The organism is Leucobacter iarius (assembly GCF_039530105.1).
GTDB lineage: Bacteria > Actinomycetota > Actinomycetes > Actinomycetales > Microbacteriaceae > Leucobacter > Leucobacter iarius.
Map to the genome: position 1 here is coordinate 323,201 of NZ_BAAAOB010000002.1, position 17,637 is coordinate 340,837.

The window sequence follows — 17,637 nt, forward strand, 5'->3', positions numbered from 1 at the left end:
CTACCTCCGGAGCAGCTTGCGGGCGATGCCGTTGCCGAGCAGCTGCACGAGCTGCACGATCAGGATGATGATGAGCACCGCCGACCAGGTGACCCACGGGTTGAACTGGCGGTATCCGTACTGGAGCGCGAGGTTGCCGAGACCGCCGCCGGCGATCATGCCGGCCATCGCCGTCATGTCGACGACCGCGATGAACGCGAAGGTGTAGCCGAGGATCACGGGACCAGCGCCCTCGGGGATGAGGACGGTGATGATCGTGCGGATCGGTCCCGCGCCCATCGCACGGGCCGCTTCGATCACTCCCGGGGACACGGTGAGGAGGTTCTGCTCGACGAGTCGGGCGATGCCGAAGGTCGCCGCGAAGGAGAGTGCGAACATGAAGGCCGGGTCCCCGATTCCCGTGCCCACGACCACTCGCGCGAGCGGCTGCAGCGCGAAGGCGAGCAGGATGAAGGGGATCGGCCGGAAGAAGTTCACGAGGAAGTTCAGGACGACGAACACCGGCCGGCTCTCGAGCAGCCCGCCCGCCCGGGTCACGGTGAGCGCGACCCCGATGACGAGCCCGAGCACGCCGCCGATCGCCAGGGCGACGACAACGTAGAGCAAGGTCTGAAGCGTCGCCTCGATGAACGAGCCGTCCTGGATGAGTCTGATCAGTCCGTCCATCAGCGGAGCACCTCCAGTTCGGCCTGCTGCCCGAGCGCCGCGACCGCGTGCTCGACCTGCAGGTCGTTGCCGATGAGTTCGAGGGTGAGGCGGCCGAAGCTGCGGCCGCCGACGTCGGTGATGCCGCCGTGGATGATGCTGACGCCGACGCCGCGATCGGCGAGGGTCTGGAACACGACGGGCTGGTCGACGCCGCCGTCCTTGAGCGTGAGGGTGACGAGCGTGCCGCGGTGCCGCTCGCGCAGCTCGGCGAGGTGCTCGGGATTCGGTTCGGTCGGCAGCGCGGTCGACACGAAGCGGCGCGTGGTCTCGGTCTTCGGGCTCGAGAAGACTTCGAAGACGCCGCCCTGCTCGACGGCGCGGCCGCCGTCCATGACGGTGACGCGGTGCGCGAGCTCGCGCACGACGTCCATCTCGTGGGTGATCAGCAGGATCGTGACGCCGAGCTCCTGGTTGATGCGGCGGAGCAGCGCGAGCACCTCCTGCGAGGTCTCGGGGTCGAGCGCGCTCGTGGCCTCGTCGGCCAGGATCACGCCCGGGTTGGTGGCGAGGGCGCGTGCGATGCCGACGCGCTGCTTCTGCCCGCCCGAGAGCTGTTCGACGTAGGCGCCCGCCCGGTCGCCGAGGCCGACGAAGTCGAGCAGCTCGGCGACGCGCGCGCGGCGCTCCTCTGCCGGGACGCCCGCGACGACGAGCGGGTACTCGACGTTCTTCGCGACGGTGCGCGAGTGGAACAGGTTGAACTGCTGGAAGATCATGCCGATGCGCTCGCGCACCCCGCGGAGCGCCCGCTCGGGCAGTGCGGTGATCTCGTCGTCGCCCACCAGGATCGTGCCGCTGGTGGCGCGCTCGAGTCCGTTCACGAGCCGGAGCAGCGTGCTCTTGCCCGCACCGGAGTAGCCGATGACGGCGTGGATCTCGCCGGAGGCGACGTCGATCGAGACGTCGTCGACGGCGACGATCGGGTCGCTCGCCTTGCCTCGGCCGGGGTACTGCTTGCCGACCCCGATCAGTTGGACACGGGTCATCGTTCCCTCACTTCTGAGTGGATGGTGGTGCCGGAAACGCCGATCGAGCGAGCGCGACGCATCGGAATCACGAGATCCTCGGTTCCGACTCGTCGCGCTCGCTCGATCGTTCGAACGGCGGGAGCGCTTACTTGTGCTCCTTCACCTGCTTCTCGGCGTCCTTCAGAATATCCTGCAGCTCCGACACGGGGGTCTTCAGCAGGATCGCGCTGCCGCCCGAGTTCTCGAGCACGCCCTTCTGCACGGCCTCGTCGCTCTGGTAGAGGTCGATGAGCTTCTTGAAGGTCGGGTTGTCGGCGTCCTTCTTCTTCGCGGCGAAGATGTTGATGAAGTACTTCGCGCCGGCGTCCTTGGGGTCGTCCTGGTAGAGGGCGTCCGAGAACTTCAGGCCGGCCTTCGTGACGAAGTCGTTGTTCACGACCGCGCCGTCGACGTCGGCGAGCGAGGTCGCGGTGAACGACGCGTCCATCTCCTTGACCTTCACCTTCGAGGCGCCCTCGTCGATGTCCTTCGGGGTCGAGAACAGCGTGCCGCCGTCCTTGAGCTTCAGCAGACCCGCCGACTGCAGCACGTTCAGGCCGCGGGCGCGGTTCGTCGGATCCGACGGGATCGCGACGGTGCCGCCCTTGGGGATCTCGTCGAGCTTCTTGTGCTTGGTCGAGAACACGGCGAGCGGGTAGATCGCCGTCGAGCCCACCGGCACGAGGTCGTCGTTGTTCTGCACGTTGTAGTCCGCGAGGTAGACGATGTGCTGGAACTGGTTCAGGTCGAGCTCACCGGCGCTGAGCGCGGGGTTCGGCTGGTTGTAGTCGGTGAAGTCCTTCAGCTCGACGTCGATGCCCTCCTTCTTGGCGGCATCGACGAAGGTCTTCCAGTACGGGTCGCTGGCGCCCACCACGCCGATCTTGACGTGCTTCGCATCGGACGACCCGGAGTCCGCGGAGTCGTTCGAGGTCGCGCAGCCGGCGAGCGCGGTGGTAGCCACGAGCGCCAGGGCGGTGATCGAAGCGGCGATGATGCCGCGCTTCTTGCTGAGTGCCATGGATTCCTCGTTTCGTGACGATCTGGCTCGGTCCCCACGAGTCTGGGCGATGCCGCGGGGCCGACGCGAACTGCGTGACGTTTCATGACGGAGCCGAGGATCCTGCGAAATCGGAGCGCCGCGGACGCGCGGCGGGCACGCGCATGGGATACTGAGGTACGACGCCTCAGACGGCGCCGGCGGGCAGGCCGGGAGTCCTCGACATTCCACGGAAGGAACCCACCGTTCACATGATCCAGCGCGCGGATGCACACCTCGAAGCTTGGAAGGCCAAGCAGGAGCTCGCCGAGCGGATGATCCCGCTCATCGGTCAGCTGTATCGGGATCACGACGTGGTCATGTCGGTGCACGGGCGCAGCCTGGTGGGCCGCTCCCCGATCGACATCATCCGGGCGCACAGCTTCGCGCGCAAGATCGACGACGTCGAGCTGCCGCTCGACGAGTCGTCGGCGGTCGTCGAAGCGCTGGCGAAGATCCAGCCCGGCCCCGTCTCGGTCGACCTCGCGCTGCTCGCCAACGGCTTCCGCGCGTCGGGCCAGAACGACCTCGAGGCCTACCTGCGCGCCGAGCTCGCTCCCGCGCTCGAGGCCGAGCGTGGCAACGGCACCGACGTCGTGCTCTACGGCTTCGGCCGCATCGGCCGCCTGCTCGCCCGCATCATCATCGATCACTCGGGCAGCGGCAACGGCCTGAACCTGCGCGCGATCGTCGTGCGCAAGGGCTCCGAGAACGATCTCGCGAAGCGCGCCAACCTGCTCAAGCGCGATTCGGTGCACGGCCCCTTCAACGGCACCATCAAGGTGCTCGAGGACGAGGACGCGATCCTCGCCAACGGCGTGCGCATCCAGGTCATCTACTCGAACGACCCCGCGAGCGTCGACTACACGCAGTACGGCATCGAGGACGCGATCCTCGTCGACAACACGGGCCGCTGGCGCGATGCCGAGGGCCTGGGCCAGCACCTGCAGAACCAGGGCATCTCGCGCGTGCTGCTCACCGCTCCCGGCAAGGGCGACATGCTCAACGTCGTGTACGGCGTGAACAGCTCGAAGATCACCGACGAGCACACCATCCTCAGCGCGGCCTCCTGCACCACGAACGCCATCACGCCGGTGCTCAAGGTCATGAACGACCACTTCGGCGTCAAGCGCGGGCACGTCGAGACCGTGCACTCGTACACCAACGATCAGAACCTGATCGACAACTTCCACAAGGGCGACCGTCGCGGCCGCTCGGCGGCGCTCAACATGGTGCTGACCGAGACCGGTGCCGCGAAGGCCGTGTCGAAGGCGCTCCCCGAGTTCGAGGGCAAGCTCACCGGCAACGCGATCCGCGTTCCCACCCCCGACGTCTCGATGGCCGTGCTCAACCTGCAGCTCGAGCGCGAGACCACCCGCGAGGAGCTCAACTCGCTCCTCGAGCAGGTCTCGCTCACGGGCGCGCTGCGCACGCAGATCGACTACGTCGAGTCCGCCGAGATCGTCTCGACCGACTTCGTCGGTTCGAACCGCGCCGGCATCGTGGACGGCCTCGCGACCATCGTGACCGGCGACAGCGCCGTGGTCTACGTCTGGTACGACAACGAGTACGGCTACAGCTGCCAGGTGGTCCGCATCATCGAGCAGCTCGCCGGCAGCCACCCGGCTCACCTCCCGGCGCTGGAGGCCTAGCAGCCCGGCCCGGCCCCACCCGCCTCAGCCCCCGAAAGGAGCACCATGTCCGAGAAGTTCATCATCGGAGTAGACGGTTCCGAGCAGAGTCGAGCAGCGCTCGATTGGGGGTTGAGGCGGGCCGGCGAACGCGGCGCGTCGGTGGAGTTGATGTACGTCACCGACGACACCTTCCTCTCCGAGAGCGTCGCCTTCGTCTCCGAGGCGCAGAAGGCATCCGACGAGATGCTGGCCGCCGAGTGCGCCTACGCCAAGCGCAGCGGCTTCGCGGGCTCGGTCACCGGCACCGCCGTGGTGGGCCACCCCGTCACCGAGCTCGAGCAGGCGTCGAAGCGCGCGGATCTCCTCGTGCTGGGCGCCCACTCGGGCAGCCGCTTCGCCGGCACCTTCTTCGGCACTCGCGCCGTCAAGGTCGCCGCGGTTGCGCACTGCCCGGTCGCCGTGATCCCGAAGCCGCGCACCGCGGAGGAGGTCGAGCGCGTCCCCGGCATCGTGGTCGGCGTCGACGGATCCGAGCCCTCGAAGCGCGCGATTGCCGTCGCCGCAGCCGAGGCGTCCCGGGCCGGCGTGCCGCTCATCGCGGTCTATGCCTGGATGCCGCCCCTCACGCCCGGCCTCGAGTACCTCTGGAGCGAGGACCTCATCGCCGCGCAGCGTTCGGCGGCCGAGGAGGCCATCGCGATCGGCACCGCCGGCCTCGCCGAGCGCTACCCCGATCTCGAGCTGCAGCGCAAGCTCGTGCAGGCTCCCCCGGTGACCGCTCTGGTCGAGGCCGCGACGGGCGCCGACCTGCTCGTGGTCGGCAGCCGCGGTCACGGCGGATTCTCCCGCCTGCTGCTCGGCTCGGTCAGCCACGGCGTGCTGCAGGAACTGCCCTGCCCGACCCTCGTGACCCGCGCCGAGTGACCACCGGTTCCTCGGAGTCCCCGGCTCAGCCGACCGGCCGCGTGGTCGTCGGTGGAGCCGGGGGTTTCATGGGCGGCGTGCTCGTGCAGCGTCTGCGCGAGTCCGGTCGGCAGGTCCTCACGGTCGGCCGACGCGGAGCCGATCTGCGCTGGGACGACGATGCGGGCCTCGCCCGCGCCGTCGACGGCGCGTCGCTGGTGCTCGGCCTCGCCGGCAAGAGCGTCAACTGCCGCTACACCCCCGCGAACCGCGCCGAGATCCTCCGCTCGCGCGTCGGCACCACCGCAGCGCTGGGACGCGCGATCCGCGCCGCGGATGCACCGCCCCCGCTGTGGATCAACGCGTCCACCGCGACCATCTACCGGCACGCGGAGGACCGCCCCATGACGGAGCGCGCGGGCGAGCTCGGCGAGGGGTTCTCGGTCGGCATCGCCCGCGCTTGGGAGCGCGAGTTCTTCTCGGGCGAACTGCCCGGCACCCGCCGCGTCGCGCTGCGCACGGCGATCGTGCTCGGCCACGGTGGAGTGCTCGGTCCCATCGGCGCGCTGGCCCGCCTGGGCCTCGGCGGAGCGCAGTGGGACGGCCGCTGGCCGATCCCCGCGAGCCGCCGCAGGGCGGGCACCGCGCACCGCTTCGGCGCCCGTTGGGGCGCGCAGCGTTTCAGCTGGATCCACGTCGAGGACGTCGCGCGCATCGTCGGGTTCATCGAGTCCCGTCCGGAGCTCGACGGACCGATCAACGTCGCTTCGCCGAACCCGTCGACCAATCGGGAGCTGCAGGCGACCGTGCGCCGCGTGCTGGGGATCCCGTTCGGCGTGCCGATGCCGCGGTGGATGCTCGAGATCGGGGCCGCCGCGATCCGCACCGAGACCGAGCTCGTGCTGAAGAGCCGCTGGGTCCTGCCCGAGCGACTCCAGGAGGCGGGATTCCGCTTCGCCTACCCGCAGCTCGAACCGGCGCTGCGCGAATCCTTCGCCTGACCCGCGCGTTCAGCTTCGCCGACCGGCGTGGCGCCGCTGCTCAGCCCATCGTCCCGACGATGATCGGCGCCGAACCGTCCCCGGTGGGGACGCGGACCTCCGGGCTGTCCACCGTCGGCGGCTTCGCGAGCAGCAGGATCCGATCGTTCGGTGCCTCCCACATCCCCGCGACGATCCCGGTCCCGCGCGCCCGCTCCGGGAGCACGCGCGCCTCGAGCGCCTGCGTGCCATTCGGAAGCCGCAGCAGCGCCGCAGCGCCCTTCGCTTCGAACTCGGCCGGATCGACGCAGCTGGTCTCGACCACGGGGATCTGCGACTGGGCCTCGACGATGCAGGTCTTCCCGGCGAGCTGCTCGACGCCGGTACCGATCCAGGCTTCGACTCCGTGCGTCGCGACGATCCGGGACAGCGACGCGGGATCGACGACCGGGGCCTCGTGACTCAGCGCTCGCTCCAGGTAGTCCGGCAGCGGATCCCCTGCGGACCAGGGCGACGCCTCGTGCGTTCCCGCGGTGTCGGCTTCGGCCAGCGAGACGACGGACAGGCCGGTTCCGACCACCGTCGGATCGACGGGCGCCTCGTGCTCGATGGGGTCCGTGCTCGCCCGGGGCGACTGCGAGACGCTCGGCGAGGAGCTCGGCGTCGAGGTCGTGGAAGCCGGTGCGCAGGCGGAGAGCGCCGCGACCGCGCAGGCCGCGGTTCCGATCGCGAGCGCGATCCCGGTTCGTGTGAGGTCGGTCGTTCGCGGCATCGGATCCCCTCGCTCCTTCGCGCACGGTGCGTCGCACCATGGTCGGAGCGATCATATCGCGATACGAGTAAGGAAACAGGAGTCCGACCCACTAGGGTTTTGCCATGCCCAGTGACATCGATGTTGCGGCGCGCGGCGGCGCGGCCGAGCGCCTCTCGCGCATGATCCAGCTGCCCACCGTCTCGGCCGAGCACGAGACGCGCGGTGATGCCCCCTTCGAGGCCTTCGTCGAGCTGTTGCGCGAGCTCTACCCGCTCGTGCACGAGCGCCTCGAGCTGGAGCGCGTCGGCACGCTCGGCCTGCTCTACCGCTGGCACGGCGCGGCGCACGAGCGCGAGCCGCTCGTGCTGATGGCGCACTTCGACGTCGTCCCCGTCGACGAGAGCGACGACTGGACGCATCCGCCGTTCGCCGGCGTCGTGGCCGACGGCTTCGTCTTCGGGCGCGGCGCGCTCGACGACAAGGGGCCGCTGCTGGTGGTGCTGGAGGCCGTCGAGAACCTGCTCGCCGCGGGCTTCGCACCGGCCCGCGAGGTCTACCTCTCGTTCGGCGGGAACGAGGAGACGTTCGGCGACGCGGCGGAGGCGATCGCGCAGGCCCTGCGGCAGCGGGGCATCGTGCCCTGGATGGTGATCGACGAGGGCGGCGCCGTCGTCGACGCGCCGCTGCCCTTCGTCCGAGGCGCCGCCGCCATGGTCGGCGTCGGCGAGAAGGGCATCGCGACCCTGCAGCTCAGCGCCCGCGGCGACGGCGGCCACGCGTCCGCTCCGCCGACCCGCACCGCGGTCGGCCGGATCGCCCGGGCGGTCGACCGGCTCGGTCCCACGACGTTCCGCCCGCGCACGCCCGCCGGGATCTCGCGCATGCTGCGGCTCTTCTCCGCGCGCGCGAACCGCCCCGCAGGCCTCCTGCTCCGCGCGCTCGCGGCGATGCCTCCGGTCACCGCGCGGCTCTTCGCGCGGCTCGGCGGCGAGCCCGCGGCACTCGTGCGCACCACGATCGCCGCGACCATGCAGTCGGGCGGCACCGCGGCGAACGTGCTGCCGTCGCAGGCGACTGCGACTCTGAACCTGCGTATCGCGCTGGGAGAGAGCGTCGCCTCGGCGACCCGTCGGGTGACGCGCCGGATCGGGGATCGCGGGGTACGGGTCGAGCTGCTCGAGGGCAGCGAGCCCTCGGCCGAGTCGCGCACCGACAACGCGCAGTTCGCGCTCATCGCCCGCTCGGTCGGAACGTCCCACCCCGAGGCGGCGACGGTCCCCTACGTGATGATGGCCGCGACCGACTCCCGGTACTTCCATCGATTCTGTCCGGCGGTCTACCGCTTCGCTCCGCTCGCCATGTCGGCCGAGCTCCGCGCCACGATCCACGGCGTCGACGAGCGCGTCTCCGTCTCCGAGCTGGAACGCGGCGAGCGCTTCCACCGTGCACTGCTGATGGGGCTGTGACCGTGTCGCGCATCACGCTCCGCAGCGTCGCGGGAATCGTGGGCCTGCTCGCCTTCGTGGAGTTCACGAGCGGGATCCTGCAGGGCTACTACACGCCGATGCTCACCGACATCGCGCGCCACCTCGACGTGCGCGACGCCGACGTGAACTGGCTCGAGGGATCGCAGCTGATGCTGTCCGCGCTCATCGTGCCCGCGCTCGCGAAGCTCGGCGACATGATCGGGCACAAGCGGATCCTGCTCGTCTCGACCGCGGTGACCGCTGCGGCGAGCGCGGTGCTGCCGTTCACCGACAACTTCGGGGTGTTCCTGGCGGCGTGGGCGTTGCAGGGCTTCTACGTGGTCTGGCTCCCCCTCGAGATCGCGATCATCTGGTCGCGGACCCGGGGCAGCGATGGGCGTTCGGTGCTGACGACGCGCGCCGCGGGCATCCTGGTGGCGGCGCTCGAGCTGGGCGCGATCCTGGGTGCGTTGGGCGGTGGGGCGCTCATCGATGTGCTGCCCCTGCCCGTCGTGCTCTCGGTCCCCGCGGTGTGCGTGGTGATCTGCTTCTTCGTCGTCCGGTTCGGGGTGTCCGACGTCGGGATCCCGAACCGGGGCGAGTTCGACTGGGTCGGTGCGTCGCTCATCTCCCTCGCGCTGCTGGCGCTGACGGGCGGTTTCAGTCTGCTCCGTCTGCAGGGTGCGGGTGAACCGCTGCCCTGGGTGGCGCTGGGGCTCGGCCTCCTGCTCATCGTTCCCTTCGCCCTGTGGGAGCTGCGTCATCCGGATCCGCTGATCGATGTGCGCATGTTCCGGTCGCCGGCGCTGCTGCCGATCTTCCTGACCGCCGGCCTCTTCGGGATGAGCGTGCTGGGGGCGCAGGCTCCGCTGTCGACCTTCGCGCGCACCGATCCCGAGCGCTACGGCTACGGGCTCGGTGCGTCGGGGTTCGGCGCGTCGCTCCTGATCGGCTTCTACCTGATCGCGATGATCACGGGGGCGCTGCTGTTCCCGAAGCTGGCGCGTCGGATCACGCCGCGGTTGGCGCTCGTGGTGGCGTCGACCTGCATCGGCGTGGGGTACCTGCTCTTCCTGCCCTTCCACGACGGGTACGGCCAGGTGGTCGCGAACATGGTCGTCGCGGGGCTCGGGTCCGGGGCGCTCGTCGCGGCGCTCCCTGCGGCCGCGGCGTCGGCGGCGCCCGAGACGCAGACGGGCGTCGCGACGGGTCTCACCAATTCGGTGAAGACCGTCGGCGGGGCGCTGGCTTCCTGCGTGTTCGGGATCGCGCTGCTGCACGGTGCGACGGGTGCGGCGGCTGGCGAGACGGCTACGGCGGGGTCGCTGTCCGGGTACATGATCGTCTGGATCGTGTGCGGTGCGAGCGCGCTCTGCTCGGCCGTGCTGCTGTGCTTCGTCCCGCGCACCGCGTTCCAGGATCGCGAGTCGATCGCCGCGGCGAACGCGTAGCGGCGCCGCATCGGCGGCGGCTAGACGAACGCGCCCCCGGGCCGTGCGAGGTCCGCGATGCCGCACAGCACCGCCTGCGACACGATCCCGCTCGATGCGGGCCGTTCGGGCAGCGGAGCGTTCGCAGCGGCGAAGCGGTACTCCCCTGCGGGGCCCGAGGCTTCGATCACGTGCTCGGTACGCGGGGCACGGGGGTCCGCGACCAGTCGCACCTCGGTCTCGTGCCAGAGTCCGGTGGCGGCGGCGAGCGCCACGGCGACGTTGAGCGAGCTCGGGAACCGTGCGATCGCGTCCTGCACGGTGCCGGTGAGGATCCGGGTCGGTTCGGTGAGGCCGAGCAGGGCGGCCCGCTCGGTCTCGGTCATCCAGGGCTGCACGAGGGCTGCGGGACGCTTGGTGGTGGTGAGCGAGGCCCGGGCGAGTCCGCCGTCGCGCGTCGCGGCGCGCAGGAGGTCGAGGCCGCCGATCGCTCCGGAGGAGAGACGGCAGACGCCGGGGCCGTCGAGCAACCGGGCACGATCCGCGGGGTCGGCGAGGGCGCCGATCGAGACGAGCAGCAGGTCGCGCCCCGCGGCGATGACCCGCGGACCGAGTTCGCGGGCGGCGGGGACTCCCGCGCACTCGACGACCAGGCCGCTGGAGGCGATGGCGTCGTCGAGATCGAGTTCGGCGATCCCCCGCGCGGTCGCGGCTCCCGGGGTGCGGACGACCGCGCCGGCCAGGACGGCGCCGGGCGCTGCCCCGTTCCGCAGTCCGTCGGCCACGCGCGCGCCGATCGCGCCGAGCCCGAGGAGGGCGACGCGGATCGGGGGCTGCTGGGGCATGGGGCCAGCCTAGGTGCCGTGCGACGCCGCTTCCAATCGGGGGTCGCGCGGGTGCGGCTCGATAGGCTGCTGCGGTGAGCAGAACCATTCGGGTCGGTGCGGTCGTGATGCGGGACGAGTCGGGGCGGGTGCTGAACGTGCGCAAGCGCGGCACCTCGATGCTGATGCTGCCCGGCGGCAAGCCGGAGGTCGGCGAGGATCCCCGCGACACGGCAGTGCGGGAGTTCGCCGAGGAGCTGGGTGTCGAGCTGGATCCGCTCCTGCTGCGCGGGATCGGCCGGTTCACGACGGCGGCGGCGAACGAGCCGGGGCACTCCCTGGTGGCCGATGTGTTCGAGCATCCGTTCCGGGCGGTGGATGCGCCCCGCGCCGAGATCGAGCACCTGGAGTGGGTGGATCCCTCGGCAGCGCGCGGGAGCATGGCTCCGCTCAACTCCGAGCACGTCTTCCCCGGCCTGATCGATCGCACACCGCTCGCGCGTCTCGCACCGCAGCGGATCGCCGTGTACACGGGATCGGCGATGGGCGCGGATCCCCGCTTCGCGCGAGCCGCCGAGGAGTTCGGGGCAGTGCTCGCCGCTCGGGGCATCGACCTGGTGTACGGCGGCGGCAAGGTCGGTCTGATGGGTGTGGTCGCCGATGCGGTGCTGGCGGACGGCGGCGAGGCGTTCGGGGTGATCCCGCAGCGGCTCGTCGACGGCGAGATCGGTCATGCCGGGCTCACCCGGCTCGAGGTGGTCCCCGACATGCACGCGCGCAAGCGGCGCATGATCGCACTCGCCGACGCGCTGGTCGCGCTCCCGGGCGGACCGGGAACCCTGGAGGAGTTCTTCGAGGCTTTCACCTGGATGAACCTCGGGCTGCACAACCGTCCCGTCGCGCTCGTCGACGTCGACAGATACTGGCAGCCGATGCTCACGGCGCTCGGCGACATGGTCGAGCGCGGGTTCCTCGCCCAGCGGTACCTCGACTCGCTGATCGTCGAGAGCGACCCGGAAGCGCTGCTGCGCCGACTCTCGGAGTGGACGCCGCCCCCGGCGAAGTGGGGCTGAGCGTGGACGACCGCCTGCGGCTCCTCTTCGCCTGCTGCGATCCCACCCTGTCGGAGGAGGAGCAGCTCGCCCTGACGCTGCGTCTCGTCTGCGGTCTTCCCGTTTCCGAGATCGCGGATTCGCTGCGGGTCTCCGAGACGACGATGGCCGATCGGATCACGCGCGCCGCTCAGCGGATCGCGGAGACCGGGCTCCCCGAACGGGATCCGGATCCGACCGAGCTGCAGGATCGGCTCGAACCGGTCCTCGCGGTCGTGCATCTCGTCTTCACGTCCGGGCGCACGGCGCCCCTCGATGCGGAACAGGTCCGGCCCGAGCTCGCCGAGCGCGGGATCGACCTGGCACGGATGCTCGTCGAGCTGCTGCCCGGCGAGTCCGAGGCCGTGGCCCTGCTGGCGCTCCTGCTGCTGATCGATGCGCGGCGCCCGGCCCGCACCGACCACGAGGGGCTTCCGGTCCCGCTCGATGCGCAGGATCGCCGCCGGTGGGATCGTTCCCGGATCGCGGAGGGCACCCGCCTCCTCGATCGCGCGCTGAGCGAGCTCGGCGGCGGCGCGCCGGGCCGATTCGCGCTCACGGCCGCCATCGCGGCGGTGCACGACGACGCCGAGACGTTCGCGGACACCGACTGGGCGCAGATCCACGGCCTGTACGAGGTGCTCGCCGAGGCTCGGCCGTCCCCCACGATCCTGCTGCACCGCGCCATCGCGCTCGGCTTCCTGCGAGGCCCCGCCGCCGGACTGACCGAGCTCGATCGGCTCGCAGGGGATCCGGAGCTCGCCGCGGCTGAGGGCCTCGCCGCGGCCCGCGCCGACCTCCTCGTGCAGCTGGGCCGCCGGGACGAGGCGCGCACGGCGTTCGAAGAAGCGCTGCTGCTCGCCGAGGACGCCGCCGAGCGGACGCGGTTGGAGCAGAGGATGCGGCGGCTGGACGCGGAACCGAGGTAGTCCGGGTCCGACCGGTCAGCGGATGTAGACGTCGAGGTGGTTGCCGACGGTGCCGCGGTCGTAGATCTTGCCCTGGTACCCGAACGGGGTCGGGAACACGGTGCCCTTCGGCGCCGAACCCGCGAGCACGATGAAGCCGTCGCCGTCGCTCACGTAGCCGTCCTCGTTGACGTGCCGTCCGGGCACCTCGAGTCCCTGACCCGGCAGCACCTGCTGGCTGTAGTAGGTGAACTTGTAGCCGCCCCACTCGACCGCGCCGCTGAACATGAACTGCGCGAGCGTGTAGAGGGGCGCGCCGACGAGCTGCTTGCTGGGCGATTTCACGGCCGCGTTCGTCGCACCGATGCGCTCGATGTCGGAGACGCCGAGGTCGACGGCCGGTTCCGCGCTGTCGGCCGCGGCGAAGCTCTGCGTCCGAGCGTCGGCGGCCCCGCCGGATCCGTCGCTCGCGAAGGCGTTCGGCATGGAGAGCGGTGCCAGCGCGGCCGAGCCGAGCAGCACCGCGACACCGGCGACGGCCCCGATTCCGCGTACGCGCGACCACCGGACGGATCCGGTGCGGGCGGTCTGGGCGAATGCGGTCACAGTGCTTCGATGGTAACCCGCGGCCCTGTGCGCCCGCATTCAGCTCGGAGCGCACCCGGCTTCCCGTACTCTAGTCAGGAATCACCCGACGCCCCGTCAGTGCACGACCCCTTCGAGGAGCCGCCATGCCCGCCGACCCCACCGGATCGCTCGCCCAGTACCTCGCCGCGCTCCCCGAAGCGCGCGTCCGCACCCACGCGGTCGTCGCAGCGGCGATCGCCGATCGCGCTGCGACCGCCCCGCGGGAGCAGGAGCTGCTATTCATCGCGGGCCACGCGCATCCGGAGTACGAGGACGGCGCAGATCGCTTCTGGCACGCCGTCGAGCAGCTGATGCTCGCGGAGCCCGCGGGCGCGGACGAGCTCCCGCTCGCCTGGATCGGCTACGACGTCGTCAACCGCTTCACCGGACGCCGGGAGGCGCAGGGGTTCCTGCTCACCGACCGCCGGCTCGTGGTCAAGGATCAGGTCGACGGGGTGTTCGGCACCGCGGCTCCCCGCCAGTACCCGCTGTTCGTCGGCAGCGCGGGCATCGCGGGATCCGCGTCCGAGATCGCGTCCTCCGCCACCTCCTCCTACGACTGGGAGTTCGCGCGCTCGCTCATCGACACGGACACCGCGTCCGGTCTCGGCCTCCTGCTCTCCGAGCTCCTCGTCACCGCGATGGAGACGCTGCAGCGCCTCGGCGCGGAGCTCGCTCCCGAACCCCCGACCTCGGCCGAGCTGCTCGGACGCGTCCGCGAGCTGGGGCTCGGGAGCGCGGTGAAGCTGCCCGACGATCCGAAGCACGCGAAGCACTTCGCGAAGCTCGCGAAGAAGCTGCCCCTCGACGCCGGGGAACGGATCCTGATCGCCTGTACCGACAGCACGCTGATCGGCGCGTACGGGTTCCTCCTCACCGACCGCGGCGCACGTTCGAAAGACCTCGGCGAGGATCCGGTATTCACGCCGACCGAGCAGTTCGTCCCTGATCAGATCCGGCTCGCACCCGACAACGCGCACCGGATCCTGCTGGGTCCGGGCGAGGCGCACGAGATTCCGACTCGGTTCACGGAGCCGCAGCTCGCGGCGCTGCTCACGCTGCTCCGCGAGTGGGGTGAGGGCCGGCTGCACGCCGACGCCGCCTGATCCGGGCCGCCTGGCCGCTACTCGGGCAGTTCGGCGACCTGGCCGGCGTAGGCGAAGCCGCCGCCGAAGCCGAAGAGCAGCACCGTTCCGCCGCGCGGCAGCTCGCCGCGATGCCAGGCCTTCGAGAGCCCGAGCGGCACGGACGCCGCGGAGGTGTTGCCCGACTCCTCGATGTCGCGGATCACGATCTGCTGCGCCGAGGCTCCCAGCGCGTCCGTCAGCGGCTCGATGATCCGCAGGTTCGCCTGGTGCAGGGCGAACACGTCGATCTCGCGGGCGTTCACCCCCGCGGTGTCGAGGATCCGCTCGGCGATCGGCGCGGCCCCGGTGAGCGCCCAGCGCATGATCTTGCGTCCGTCCTGCGAGAAGAGCTGCGGCGCTCCGTCGATCCGCACGGCCTCGGTGAGGCCCGGCACCGTGCCCCAGACGACCGGGGAGATCCGCGGCTCGTCCGAGACTCCGACGACGACCGCCCCGGCGCCGTCCGCGGTCAGCACGCAGGTGCTGCGGTCCGTCCAGTCGGTGAAGGCGCTGAGCGCCTCGGCGCCGATCACGAGCGCCGTGTCCGCGCTGCCGGTGCGGACGGCCTGCTCCGCGATGCCGAGCGCGTATTCGAAGCCCGAGCACGCGGTGTTGATGTCGACGGCGGCTGCACCGTCGAGTCCGAGCTCCGCGACCACGCGACCGGCCGCGTTCGGGCTCCGATGCTCGGACGTGGTCGACGCGAGCACCACCAGGTCGACGCGCGCGACGCCGGCATCATCCATCGCCATGCGGGCGGCGGCGACCGCCATCGACAGCACCGAGTCGCTCTCCCCGATGATGCGGCGCTCGCGGATGCCCGTGCGACTGCGGATCCACTCGTCGTTCGTCTCGACCATCGCCGCGATGTCGTCGTTGGTCACGATCCGCTCGGGCTGGAAGTGCCCGAGGCCCAGCAGGCGCGAGCCGCGCATCTCGAAAATCTTCACGCCCGCACGCTACTCCCCGCCGCATCGGGATCGGGGCATGCACGAGCGCGGCTCGCGAGCCGGCCGGTGCTTCGCCACCGCCGACCCGCGAGCCGCGGGTCCATCAGGCCCGGGCGGTGGGATCCGCCTCGTAGGTGACCCATCGGGTCCGCTCGGCCAGGGTGTCGTAGAGCGCCTGCGCCCGGTGGTTGTCGTCCGCGGTCACCCACTGCACGACGCTCCGCCCCTCGTCGTCGGCCATCTCGGTGAGACGTCCGATGAGGGCCCGGCCGACCCCGCGGCCGCGCGCCTCGGGGTCGGTGAACAGATCGTCGAGGAAGATGCCGCTGCTCCCCGTGTAGGGCGACGAGAAACGGCGATGGTGCGCGAAGCCGACGACGGATCCGTCCGCCTCGGCCACCAGCGCGCGGCACTCGTGAGCGGGATCCATCATCCAGGCCCAGGCCCGCGAGACGACCTCCTCGGACTCCGCGAGCCGGTAGAACTCGCGATATGCGCGGAACAGCTCGCGCCACCGCGTCTCATCGGCGGGCGCGAGTGCGCGGATCGTGGGGGCGGTCGTGGTGGTGTGCTGCGTCATGGGAAATGCTCCGGTTTCGTCTCTGAAGGGCAGGGGGTGCCGGGCCCGCGGCCCGGCCGGAAGGCGGCTCGCGCGGGATCGCGGCCGCACGGCGACTAGCCGCTCATGGCGCACCCCTCTCGCCGCAGCGCGCTCGCGCGCCCGAGTCGGGGGTCGAAGAAGCCGCCAGCGGCACAGAGAGAAACACTCTTGCCCAAAACTGGGTAACGTTATCTAATGGCTTCATGAACAACGATAACAGATCGGCAGTCCTCGCCGCCGAACTGCGCGGCCGCATCGACTCCGCCACCCCGGGCTCGAAACTGCCCGGCGTGCGCGAACTCTCGCGCGAGTTCCGCGCGAGCGCCGCCACCGTCTCCGCCGCGCTCGCCGAACTCGGCGCCCTCGGCCTCGTCCGAGCCGAACCCGGCAGAGGCACCTTCGTCGCCGAACGCGCGCACCGACGCGACCCCGACTTCGCCTGGCAATCGCAGACCCTCGGCCGCACCCGCGTCGACCCCGACCGGGCCTCCCGCCTCGGCGGCCACGGCTCCCCCGAGCAGATCCCCCTCTCCTGGGGCTACCTCGCCGCCGAACTCCTCCCCGCCGAAGAACTCCAGCGGATCGGCGCCCGAGCCGCACGCGGCTCGCGGGCCTGGCAGCTCACGCCCCCGGCCGGCTCCCCCGAGCTCCGCCGCGTCATCGCCGCCGACTACCGAGCCGACCCGGGCGACGTGCTCATCGTGCCCGGCGGCCAGCAGGGCCTCATCTTCGCGATGCGCACGCTCGCCGAGCCCGGATCCACCGTCATCACCGAGAGCCCCAGCTACCCCGGAGCGATCCTCGCCGCGCAGAGCGCCGGACTCGCGCTCGCCGCCGTCCCCGCGGACGCCGACGGGATCCTGGTCGACCGCCTCGCCGTCGAGCTCGAGCGGACGCGTGCGCGCGTCGTCTACCTGCAGCCGAGCTTCGCGAACCCGAGCGGCGCCGTGCTCAGTCCCGAACGGCGGGCGCGCGTGCTCGAACTCGCCGCCCAGCACGGCGCCTTCGTGATCGAGGACGACTGGGCGCGGCACCTCGGACTGGAGCGGACCACCCCGCCGCCGCTCTTCGCCGAGGATCCGCACGGGCACGTCGTCACGGTGACCACGCTCGCCAAGCCCGCTTCGCCCGGGCTGCGGATCGGCGCGGTGGTCGCCCGGGGTCCTGCCGGCCAGCGGATCCGCGCGTCGCGCACCGCCGACGACCTCGGCGTCGCTCCCCTGCTGCAGGAGATCGCGACCGACCTCCTCACCTCGCCGGCCTGGCCGCGCCACCTGAAGCGGCTGCGCGCCGAGCTCACGACGCGCAGGGACGCCCTCGTCTCCGCGGTGCGCACCACGCTGCCCGACGCCCGGATCGCCCGGATCCCGGACGGCGGACTGCACCTCTGGGTCCGCCTCGCCGCGGGCGTCGACAGCCGCGACCTCGCCGAACGGGCCGGCGCCGCCGGTGTGCTCGTCGGCGACGGGCGGCACTTCTTCGTGGACGAGCCGCCGGCGCCGTTCGTCCGGCTCTCCTACGGCGCGGCGACGCCCGCCCAGATCGCGGAGGGGGTGCGGCGGCTCGGATCGCTGCTCGCGCGCTAGCG

The 17,637-nt window shown here is 71.4% G+C and carries 17 protein-coding genes; 9 read left to right on the forward strand and 8 right to left on the reverse strand.

Annotation, left to right across the window (positions count from 1 at the left end):
- The 3 genes from ABD169_RS10800 to ABD169_RS10810 all read right to left on the reverse strand — a co-directional run bounded on the left by ABD169_RS10800 (nucleotide 1) and on the right by ABD169_RS10810 (nucleotide 2,736).
- Nucleotides 1-666, reverse strand: a complete 666-nt coding sequence (locus tag ABD169_RS10800; protein WP_344032144.1) for a methionine ABC transporter permease — start codon at nucleotides 664-666, stop codon at nucleotides 1-3.
- Nucleotides 666-1,694, reverse strand: coding sequence for a methionine ABC transporter ATP-binding protein (locus ABD169_RS10805; RefSeq protein WP_344032146.1), 1,029 nt, complete (start codon nucleotides 1,692-1,694; stop codon nucleotides 666-668). The genes ABD169_RS10800 and ABD169_RS10805 overlap by 1 nt, the downstream gene beginning before the upstream one ends.
- Before the next feature lie 127 nt (nucleotides 1,695-1,821).
- Nucleotides 1,822-2,736: a MetQ/NlpA family ABC transporter substrate-binding protein gene (locus ABD169_RS10810; RefSeq protein ID WP_046456328.1), complete on the reverse strand. Its 915-nt coding sequence runs from the start codon at nucleotides 2,734-2,736 to the stop codon at nucleotides 1,822-1,824.
- A 230-nt stretch (nucleotides 2,737-2,966) separates the two neighbouring features.
- On the opposite strand from ABD169_RS10810, the gene ABD169_RS10815 reads away from it, so the two are divergent.
- From ABD169_RS10815 to ABD169_RS10825, 3 genes are read left to right on the forward strand one after another with little or no spacing between them, the layout of a single operon-like run.
- On the forward strand, nucleotides 2,967-4,406 hold the full coding sequence (locus ABD169_RS10815; RefSeq protein WP_344032149.1) for a glyceraldehyde-3-phosphate dehydrogenase: 1,440 nt from the start codon (nucleotides 2,967-2,969) through the stop codon (nucleotides 4,404-4,406).
- 45 nt (nucleotides 4,407-4,451) lie between these two features.
- Nucleotides 4,452-5,312, forward strand: a complete 861-nt coding sequence (locus ABD169_RS10820) for a universal stress protein (protein WP_344032151.1) — start codon at nucleotides 4,452-4,454, stop codon at nucleotides 5,310-5,312.
- A complete protein-coding gene (locus ABD169_RS10825) occupies nucleotides 5,309-6,292 on the forward strand; it encodes an epimerase (RefSeq protein ID WP_344032153.1) in 984 nt (327 codons plus the stop codon). The genes ABD169_RS10820 and ABD169_RS10825 overlap by 4 nt, the downstream gene beginning before the upstream one ends.
- A gap of 40 nt (nucleotides 6,293-6,332) precedes the next feature.
- Here the strand turns inward: ABD169_RS10825 and ABD169_RS10830 are convergent, their stop codons facing one another.
- Entirely contained in the window at nucleotides 6,333-7,043 is a 711-nt protein-coding gene (locus ABD169_RS10830; RefSeq protein ID WP_344032155.1) for a hypothetical protein, read from the reverse strand.
- A 104-nt stretch (nucleotides 7,044-7,147) separates the two neighbouring features.
- On the opposite strand from ABD169_RS10830, the gene ABD169_RS10835 reads away from it, so the two are divergent.
- On the forward strand, nucleotides 7,148-8,491 hold the full coding sequence (locus ABD169_RS10835) for a M20/M25/M40 family metallo-hydrolase (RefSeq protein ID WP_344032157.1): 1,344 nt from the start codon (nucleotides 7,148-7,150) through the stop codon (nucleotides 8,489-8,491).
- Entirely contained in the window at nucleotides 8,488-9,942 is a 1,455-nt protein-coding gene (locus ABD169_RS10840) for an MFS transporter (protein WP_344032159.1), read from the forward strand. The genes ABD169_RS10835 and ABD169_RS10840 overlap by 4 nt, the downstream gene beginning before the upstream one ends.
- A gap of 20 nt (nucleotides 9,943-9,962) precedes the next feature.
- On the opposite strand, the gene ABD169_RS10845 is transcribed toward ABD169_RS10840, so the two are convergent.
- The gene (locus ABD169_RS10845; protein WP_344032161.1) at nucleotides 9,963-10,766 is read right to left on the reverse strand and encodes an aspartate dehydrogenase domain-containing protein; all 804 of its coding nucleotides are present in this window, start codon (nucleotides 10,764-10,766) and stop codon (nucleotides 9,963-9,965) included.
- Between the two features lie 74 nt (nucleotides 10,767-10,840).
- Here ABD169_RS10845 and ABD169_RS10850 point away from each other — a divergent pair, with 74 nt between their 5' ends.
- Nucleotides 10,841-11,818: a TIGR00730 family Rossman fold protein gene (locus tag ABD169_RS10850; protein ID WP_344032163.1), complete on the forward strand. Its 978-nt coding sequence runs from the start codon at nucleotides 10,841-10,843 to the stop codon at nucleotides 11,816-11,818.
- Nucleotides 11,788-12,765: an RNA polymerase sigma factor gene (locus ABD169_RS10855; RefSeq protein ID WP_344032165.1), complete on the forward strand. Its 978-nt coding sequence runs from the start codon at nucleotides 11,788-11,790 to the stop codon at nucleotides 12,763-12,765. The genes ABD169_RS10850 and ABD169_RS10855 overlap by 31 nt, the downstream gene beginning before the upstream one ends.
- Before the next feature lie 15 nt (nucleotides 12,766-12,780).
- On the opposite strand, the gene ABD169_RS10860 is transcribed toward ABD169_RS10855, so the two are convergent.
- Nucleotides 12,781-13,350 (reverse strand): hypothetical protein, encoded by a 570-nt coding sequence (locus ABD169_RS10860; protein ID WP_052961515.1) that lies wholly within the window; start codon nucleotides 13,348-13,350, stop codon nucleotides 12,781-12,783.
- A gap of 125 nt (nucleotides 13,351-13,475) precedes the next feature.
- Between ABD169_RS10860 and ABD169_RS10865 the strand changes: the two genes are divergently transcribed.
- Complete coding sequence (locus tag ABD169_RS10865; RefSeq protein WP_344032167.1) at nucleotides 13,476-14,477, forward strand: hypothetical protein; 1,002 nt, start codon at nucleotides 13,476-13,478, stop codon at nucleotides 14,475-14,477.
- Nucleotides 14,478-14,494: 17 nt separating this feature from the next.
- Here ABD169_RS10865 and ABD169_RS10870 read toward each other — a convergent pair whose 3' ends face one another.
- The gene (locus ABD169_RS10870; protein ID WP_344032169.1) at nucleotides 14,495-15,448 is read right to left on the reverse strand and encodes a beta-ketoacyl-ACP synthase 3; all 954 of its coding nucleotides are present in this window, start codon (nucleotides 15,446-15,448) and stop codon (nucleotides 14,495-14,497) included.
- Nucleotides 15,449-15,551: 103 nt separating this feature from the next.
- The gene (locus ABD169_RS10875) at nucleotides 15,552-16,028 is read right to left on the reverse strand and encodes a GNAT family N-acetyltransferase (protein ID WP_344032171.1); all 477 of its coding nucleotides are present in this window, start codon (nucleotides 16,026-16,028) and stop codon (nucleotides 15,552-15,554) included.
- A 224-nt stretch (nucleotides 16,029-16,252) separates the two neighbouring features.
- Between ABD169_RS10875 and ABD169_RS10880 the strand changes: the two genes are divergently transcribed.
- Nucleotides 16,253-17,635 (forward strand): aminotransferase-like domain-containing protein, encoded by a 1,383-nt coding sequence (locus ABD169_RS10880; RefSeq protein ID WP_344032173.1) that lies wholly within the window; start codon nucleotides 16,253-16,255, stop codon nucleotides 17,633-17,635.
- Nucleotides 17,636-17,637 lie beyond the last annotated feature (2 nt).